We start from the raw sequence: 7,296 nt of genomic DNA, 5'->3' as shown, positions 1-7,296 counted from the left end.
TGCAGTTCGTTCACTTGGCGTTCTTGGCTCTTTTGCTCAAAAGATTGTGAACACGTTCTCAGACATTGGAGCCTTCTAGATTTACAGGAGGGTTCAGCGGTCGTTCGGCGCATGCTGGCGTTTGCGACTGCTTCACTGTCAAGACCGAGTACTCGCCGTCCGCGACAGCGATGATCGAAGCACGCTACGAGCGCAGCAACATGACAAGCGTTGCAGCTGAGTGCGAAGAGAGGCGGAGCTTTGCACAATGCATCTCTGTCGGACGCGTTTTTCATACAAATAAGTGCAGGTCTTGTTCCACCAGGCCCACGAGCTTCGGTGCGAGTTGACCGCTAATCTTCACAGTTCCATTGGCAGCAAAAGCAATTTTTCCTTTCAACCCGCCTAGGAGAACCTCGAACACGGCGTGCTCAACCTTGTACTTTAAGTCGTTAAGAAATGTCATGTTCTCAACTACCATCCCCTCTTTGGAGACAAACTCCATCCGTGCAACCAGATCGTCTGCCATCACGGCACCGACGACTTTCAAGCCTACGAGCTTTAAGGCATCAACTGAACGGAACACTGTGGAAGGCCGGCCTTTGTCAAATATGACCGGCTTCACCGTAAAGCCCATGCCGACCAAGGTCTCAAGCGCATTGAGCAGATCGCGAACACTCCGACCAGGATTCTCAACGCGTAGAAAAGTTAGATCTGCAACCGCAACCAGCGCAAAGTCTGTAAAACTGACGCTGTCGATCTGCTCATAGGTAGGAACGCCTTCGGCATCTAGTCGCGTAACGACTACGCGCGACCGCCATAGAAATCGGTACGAAGGTCCGCCTACACCGCTCGAGAGACGAGCGAAGCCAGACATCGAAGTCGAATCGAACGAGCGCGTAGCCACAAGTGTTGCCAAGTCTCGGGACCGAGCAGGAAGCTGTATCCGAAACCACCTGTACCTGGTTTGCATCATTCGCTCCCAGTGTCCGCAGCAAGATATTCCGACCGTAGCTCTGCCACAAGGTCTCTGGCCTTAGACTCGATCACGCGCGACAGTGCGTCAATCTCGTGCTTGTACGGAGGTCGCCGCTTCGTCGAGACTTTGCCGTCTTCCAATGGGAAAACGCCGCTCAAGATGAACGAGAATCCGTTGCAGTCTTTGGGATCAGCAAACCCGGCCTCGACGTCGTACACGTTGCCATCCCCGAACCTTTCGGTCGCGGTCCATCCCATCTTGACGATGTAGTAGTTCTCCTCATCCAGCAACTCATTCAAGATCTCAGACCGACTCACGCCGCTGCCGCGAAGAAAGACCCTTTCAACGTGGCTCTCCGAACCATCGTCGTCGGCATCATCTGCATCTTCATCATCATCCGTCTCGGGCTTAGCTTTGAACACATACACATCCGTCACATCGCGCCGGTCGAAGTTAGGCAATGAGCGCGCCAGTTCATTGAAGAACTTGGACCGCAGCTTTGCCGAAGGAATGTCAAACAAGGCGACCACAACTTTAGTCAGTGGCGTAGATGCCTCCTTTTCCACCTTGGCAAGCAAGGTTTCTCTTACTCCGGTGAGGTAGTCGTTCTGGGTGTTGCGCACGACGTAGCCTGTCGCTGACTTGACGAACTCGATGGTGCCGTCTCGGACTTGGACTTGGGAGAACTCGCTGCGTTTGTAGTCAACCTCCGAGTACTGTATGCGAAAGCTGATGTTGTCGCCATCGCGTGAAACCTGGACCGTGTCGCCGCTCGCTTCCAACTCCTTCTTCAACTGTTCCATGACGCCTTGCAGTTCATCGGTATCGCTAACCCCCGACACATCCATCGAAGTAGTGCGCTCCCGCCTTACTGCCACTCCCAGCTTGGCAGCGATATCTTTGTGGTCGTAGTAGTCGTGTGTCAACGTGGAAAAGTATTTGGCCAGATCATCTCTTGGTGTCTTAGTGCTCACCACGATATTCCGACGCTGAAACAGTTTCACCACAGTCGGCATATCCACCTTGTGCTGATTCAGCGCGTCAAAAATGTTCTTATCGCTCGCATAGTAAAGTGAGGGACCGTGTGCTCTTTTTTTCATTCCCGCCACCCCATATCTCCTGGGTTATAGGTACTGGTGACGTTTGTGACCCGCTCGATCTGGATCTGACTCAAGATCGCCTCGCGTTTTGGATCGAAGCCCCAGGCCTTAACGTATTTCTTCTGCGCCATGAGAAAGATTGACTTAAGGTCGTTCGGCGCGTCTGGGTGAGTGGTGCGCAGCAAAATCCGCTCACCTGACTCCAGCATTTGAAATCTGGACAGGCTATCTAGAAAATACTCAAACTCTTCAGGGGTGGTTGCAGACGCGTTGTAGTAGATGACGTAGCCTGCCGACTTCCCCGCAGGGGCGTCATGTTTGATGATGATGTACGGTGCCGTCAACGTTTCAACGGTCGCAGATTGATTCCAAACGTCGCCTTGTCGGCGCGTCATCACAAGGTCCGGGTAATAGAAGGTGTACGTGCTCGGTAACTCTTCCTCGCATCTTAGACGCATGATGTCGTTCGCTATGCTGTAGAGCCGCTGAATATCTTGAGGACCAAGGTAGTGCAACTGCGTTCCAGGAGCAACCGGCAGCGCTTGCAGATTAATCTTGTCGACGGCGTCGTAGAACGGCTTGTCATAGCCGTTGTCATGGTTGTGGACGAACAGTAACCCACGGACCTCATGGGCCTCGCCCTCATCAACGGAATACTTGGCTCTCCAAGAGTCCGAGCATCGAGCACAGTCAATGGTCATGCAGAGAGACTTGAAGGCCCCGCGCAATCTTGTTGATGTGATCGTGTCCTGCGCGTAGCTCTTCAAATCTGTATGCAGGTACACCGTCTTTCCAAGATACGGGTCACGGTAGTGGAAGACCACATCGCCCGGATGTGTCGCCTTCGGCTGTCCACCCGCACCAACATGTTTCTCGTTAGAGCACTCGAAATTGTCATCGGTCTTCGGGTGCATGTCCCATAAAAAGTACTTGAAGATGTCCTTCGACAAACGGCCTGCTATTTCGTCAATGTTCTTGGTTTCTGCCACAGTTCCTCCATGCTCCATTGCTGCCGGTCTAATTGAACCGCCCCGGGTTCGCAGAGGCCAGTTGGTTGAAGTCAGACAGTCAGGGCCTGACCAGCGCGTTGTTGATGATATTTTGCCTCGAACTCGGCAGGCGGGACATTGCCCAGTGGCCCCATCAATCGATGGTGATTGAACCAGGAGACCCATTCCAACCTCGCCAGCTCGACGTCCTGTTTGGCCTTTCCCGGATCACGGCGGTGGATCACTCCGCTTTGTACAAGCCGTTGATAGTCTAAGTCAGTAAATCGACAAGTATTGCGAGTCCCTTTCGAAATAATGGATCAGGCCATTCTCCTCGGAGTGCTTGCGGTCGTACAAAGCCTGTTCCAGCGCGTCGAGCACGAAGTCCGTGTGCATGGAACTGCTCTGGAGCCAACCTACGATGCGACGGCTGAACACGTCGATGCCGAAGGCCACATAGCCCCAGCCCTGCCAGGTCGAGACATAGGTAAAGTCCGAGATCCACAGCTGATTGGGGCGATCTGCAAGACACGGCAGATCGACTCGACCCCAAACCGCTGACGGCGCTGGTCGACGAAGGTCTTCAAGACTTGATGCGGCGTTCGAACTCCGCCTGGGCAAAAAACGCGCTGGCCGCCCATTGCGAATGGGTGTTCTGCGCGGTGCCCCAGCACCATGCGCACGGCACGCTCGCGAACTTCAGGCGAAAACTTTGCGAACTTTTTCATCGTATGCCTTCGCTGCAGCCCACTTCTTGTTCATCGCAAAACTCTTTTCCTCCGGCTTCATCAAACCAGACAGTTTGCCCGGAGTCTGCTTTATCTCACCTGTTCAGATTTTCGGCGCCACTTTTTCTCAGGCTATTCGGATTTCGTTCAACAAATCGGGATGCCGATCCAGCACCTTCAGCAATTTGACCAAGGCCAGCGGCGGCTTGGTCTTGCCGTTCTCATAGCGAGAAAAGGCATTCACCCCACCACCAAAAATCTCTGCCGCTTCACGCTGGTCAAGGTTGAACTTCTTGCGCACTTTGGCAATGTAGGCTGGGTCCACATAGGCCGCATTGACTTGGCGCTGAAACGCGCCGATCAGGTCGCTGTAGCGGTCGCCATGCTCACGGTTCAGAACCACCTCGCCACAAGCAGGACAAAAGTCGCCCGCGACTTCTGGGATGGTGGTGTGTTCACCCTTGTAGACGTAGGGCATATCGCGGGTGTCGTGGATCAGTTCAGCCGCTCCACAGCCAGGGCATTTCATGGTCACAACTCCTTGAAAGAAACAATCAGAACATCGTCGATCACCGTCAGCTTGAGGTAGACCTCGTCGCCGCCCGTGGTCTTTGCACGGTACACGTCCTGCCAGATCTGGTGGTCAGCGTAGGTCGTCATGCTCTTGTAGAAATTGGCAGTTGTCAGAGACATGACCACGGCACACATCCCTGCCAGGTCGTTGATGCCCAGCTCACGCGCACCACTGAAGGCCGTGGCCGTGGCTCGAACCTGGCCACGTTCGACCATGCCCTGCACCAGCGACAGCTTGCAGTGGGGATGTGCTTTTTTCCATGAGTCGACTATAACCAAGTTGGTTTATTTGAGGACTGCAAAGCGACAGCAGGAGCATGCGATGCAGCTCGACGACGATGCTTCTTGACATGACGCCCCGCCCCATGAGCAGGAAATGGCGTTTGGAGTCCATGCCATCGTCCGGGATGCGACACGTAAGCTGTGCCACCTGCGGCACCACAACCACAGCCCCAAGTTCTTCCGGCCCCTGGATCGCTCCATGCCGAACTGGCAGGCGATGAAAGAAAAGCGGGACAAAAACAGGGCCTAGGAAGTGTTCCGGGCCTGAGAGCCGTGGTGGTGCCCTCGCGCACGGGGAATGGCCCTGCACGCAGGGTTCGCGTTTGTTGTTTTTCGTTTGTTGTTTGTCGTTTCTTGACGCACAAAACCCCGCACACCCAAAAGGGCATGCGGGGTTTGTGTTTTCAGCTCTCCGCCCTGACCCGCCGCGCCGCCTGTCAGCAGGCAGGAGGCAGGTCAATGGCTTGGGGACCGGGGTCAGGCCAGGAGGGCGTTGACTCGGCGGACGTAGGCTGCGGGGTCGGCGGGGAGGCCGCCTTCGGCGAGCAGGGCCTGGTCGAAGACGATGTGGGCCAGGTCCTCGAAGCGGGCGGGGTCGGCTGCGGCGGCTTCGAGCTTGCGGATGAGCGGGTGGTCGAGGTTGATTTCGAGCACGGGGCGCACTTCGGGCACGGGCTGGCCGGCCTGCTTGAGCAGGCGTGCCAGCTGCACGCTCATGCCCTGGTCGTCGGAGACGAGGCAGGCGGGCGAGTCGACGAGGCGGGTGGTGGTGCGCACGTCCTGGGCCTGGTCCTTGAGGGCGCCCTTGAGCTGGTCGAGGAAGGAGCGGGCTGCTTCCTGTGCGGCTTCGGCGGCTTTCTTTTCTTCCTCGTCCTGGAGCTGGCCGAGGTCGACGGCGCCCTTGGCCACGCTCTGCAGCGGGGTGCTGTCGAATTCGGGCAGGTACTGCAGGGCCCATTCGTCCACGCGGTCGGTCATGAGCAGGACCTCGATGCCCTTCTTGCGGAAGATTTCGAGCTGCGGGCTGTTCTTGGCAGCCTGCAAGCTGTCGGCGGTGAGGTAGTAGATGGCTTCCTGGCCGTCCTTCATGCGGCTCTTGTAGTCGGCGAGGCTCACGCTGGCGCTGTCGCTCTGGGTGCTGGCAAAGCGCAGCAGACGGGCGATGCGGTCGCGGTGGTGGTTGTCTTCGCCAAGGCCTTCCTTGAGGACGGCGCCGAATTCGGCATAGAAGCGGGCGTACTTGTCGGTGCCGGCGGCGTTCTGGGCAAATTCGGCGGCGGTGTCGGCTGCGGTGGCGGCCTGCTTGTCGACCACGTCGGTGACGGCTTCGTCGGTTTCGACCGGGGCGGGCGCGGGCACGGCGTCGCCCGAGGCGATGTCGATCTTGCCTTCGCTGCTTTCGGGCGGGGTGGCCTGGGCCTTGGCCATGTCTTCGAGCATGGAGAGGATGCGGCGCGTGTTGCCGTCGCGGATGAGGCGGATGTCGCGGCTTTCCTGCAGGAGTTCGCGGCTGACGTTCAGGGGCAGGTCGCTCGCGTCGATGACGCCCTTGACGAAGCGCAGGTACTGCGGGAGCAGGGCTTCGGCGTCGTCCATGATGAAGACGCGGCGCACGTAGAGCTTGAGGCCGCGGCGGTGGTCACGCTGGTAGAGGTCGTAGGGAGCGTGGCTCGGGATGTAGAGGAGCTGGGTGTATTCGGTATTGCCCTCGACGCGGTGGTGGCTCCAGGCGAGCGGGTCTTCGTTGTCGTGGGTGAGGGTCTGGTAGAAGGACTTGTACTGATCGGCGGTGACGTCCTTCTTGGGACGGGTCCAGAGGGCGCTGGCTTCGTTGACCTGTTCCCATTCGTCGGTGGTGACCATGTCGCCGGGCTGGCCGTCTTCGCCTTCCTTCCACTCTTCCTTGGGCATGTAGATGGGCAGGCCGATGTGGTCGGAGTATTCGCGGATGAGGCTCTTGAGCTTGAAGCCGTTGAGGTAGTCGAGCCGGTCGTCGCGCAGGTGCAGGGTGATGGAGGTGCCGCGCGTGGGCTTGGTGAGGGCTTCGGTGGTGAAGTCGCCGCTGCCGGTGCTGGTCCAGCGCACGCCTTCTTCGGGCGGGAGTCCGGCACGGCGGCTTTCGACGACGATGCGGTCGGCCACGATGAAGCCGGAGTAGAAGCCGACGCCGAACTGGCCGATGAGCTGGGAGTCGGCCTTCTGGTCGCCGGAGAGGCGGCTGACGAATTCCTTGGTGCCGCTCTTGGCGATGGTACCGAGGTTCTCGATGATTTCGGCCTCGCTCATGCCGATGCCGTTGTCGGCAATGGTGACGGTGCGCGCAGCCTTGTCGAAGGAGATGCGCAGTTCGAGCTGGGGCTGGTTCTCGTACAGCGCAGGGTTGGCCAGCGCCTCGAAGCGCAGCTTGTCGCACGCATCGGAGGCGTTGCTGACGAGTTCGCGCAGAAAGATGTCGGGGTTGGAGTACAGGGAATGGGTGACGAGGTGCAGCAGCTGCGTCACCTCGGCCTGGAAGGCGTGGTTGTTCTGGCTCATGGGTGGACTCTCGTGTCTCGCGGGAGACGGAATGAAGGGAAAACGACGGAAGCGCCGCTCTGCCGGGCCAGTGGTCGGTGGCCTGCGGCCCCGAACGCCGGGATGCGGAACGGCAACAGGAACGCAGATCG

Annotated in this window: 7 protein-coding genes, 1 pseudogene and 1 other annotated feature; of the genes and pseudogenes, 1 reads left to right on the top strand and 7 read right to left on the bottom strand. The window is 58.1% G+C overall.

What is annotated here, in order from left to right; genetic code table 11:
• Window positions 1–271: 271 nt before the first annotated feature.
• The 6 genes and pseudogenes from ACP2WS_RS06110 to ACP2WS_RS06085 all read right to left on the bottom strand — a co-directional run bounded on the left by ACP2WS_RS06110 (window position 272) and on the right by ACP2WS_RS06085 (window position 4,627).
• Window positions 272–856, bottom strand: a complete 585-nt coding sequence (locus ACP2WS_RS06110) for a hypothetical protein (RefSeq protein ID WP_426459962.1) — start codon at window positions 854–856, stop codon at window positions 272–274.
• A gap of 95 nt (window positions 857–951) precedes the next feature.
• Window positions 952–2,058, bottom strand: a complete 1,107-nt coding sequence (locus ACP2WS_RS06105) for a hypothetical protein (protein WP_426459969.1) — start codon at window positions 2,056–2,058, stop codon at window positions 952–954.
• Entirely contained in the window at window positions 2,055–3,047 is a 993-nt protein-coding gene (locus ACP2WS_RS06100) for a PD-(D/E)XK nuclease domain-containing protein (protein ID WP_426459961.1), read from the bottom strand. The genes ACP2WS_RS06105 and ACP2WS_RS06100 overlap by 4 nt, the downstream gene beginning before the upstream one ends.
• 71 nt (window positions 3,048–3,118) lie before the next feature.
• A pseudogene (locus tag ACP2WS_RS06095) lies at window positions 3,119–3,572 on the bottom strand (DDE-type integrase/transposase/recombinase); the annotation flags it as partial.
• Window positions 3,560–3,676 (bottom strand) — a sequence feature (AL1L pseudoknot). Its footprint overlaps the pseudogene before it by 13 nt.
• Before the next feature lie 226 nt (window positions 3,677–3,902).
• On the bottom strand, window positions 3,903–4,304 hold the full coding sequence (locus tag ACP2WS_RS06090; RefSeq protein ID WP_426459960.1) for a type II toxin-antitoxin system MqsA family antitoxin: 402 nt from the start codon (window positions 4,302–4,304) through the stop codon (window positions 3,903–3,905).
• A 2-nt stretch (window positions 4,305–4,306) separates the two neighbouring features.
• Window positions 4,307–4,627: a type II toxin-antitoxin system MqsR family toxin gene (locus tag ACP2WS_RS06085; protein WP_426459959.1), complete on the bottom strand. Its 321-nt coding sequence runs from the start codon at window positions 4,625–4,627 to the stop codon at window positions 4,307–4,309.
• Window positions 4,628–4,724: 97 nt separating this feature from the next.
• Between ACP2WS_RS06085 and ACP2WS_RS06080 the strand changes: the two genes are divergently transcribed.
• Complete coding sequence (locus ACP2WS_RS06080; protein ID WP_426459958.1) at window positions 4,725–4,880, top strand: YgjP-like metallopeptidase domain-containing protein; 156 nt, start codon at window positions 4,725–4,727, stop codon at window positions 4,878–4,880.
• Between the two features lie 227 nt (window positions 4,881–5,107).
• Here ACP2WS_RS06080 and htpG read toward each other — a convergent pair whose 3' ends face one another.
• Window positions 5,108–7,165: a molecular chaperone HtpG gene (gene htpG, locus ACP2WS_RS06075; protein WP_426459957.1), complete on the bottom strand. Its 2,058-nt coding sequence runs from the start codon at window positions 7,163–7,165 to the stop codon at window positions 5,108–5,110.
• Window positions 7,166–7,296 lie beyond the last annotated feature (131 nt).

It is taken from the genome of Brachymonas moutaii (nom. illeg.), from assembly GCF_049977365.1.
Lineage (GTDB): Bacteria > Pseudomonadota > Gammaproteobacteria > Burkholderiales > Burkholderiaceae_C > Brachymonas.
The sequence above is the reverse complement of the archived record's forward strand: the minus strand, read 5'-3'. Positions and strand labels throughout refer to the sequence as shown.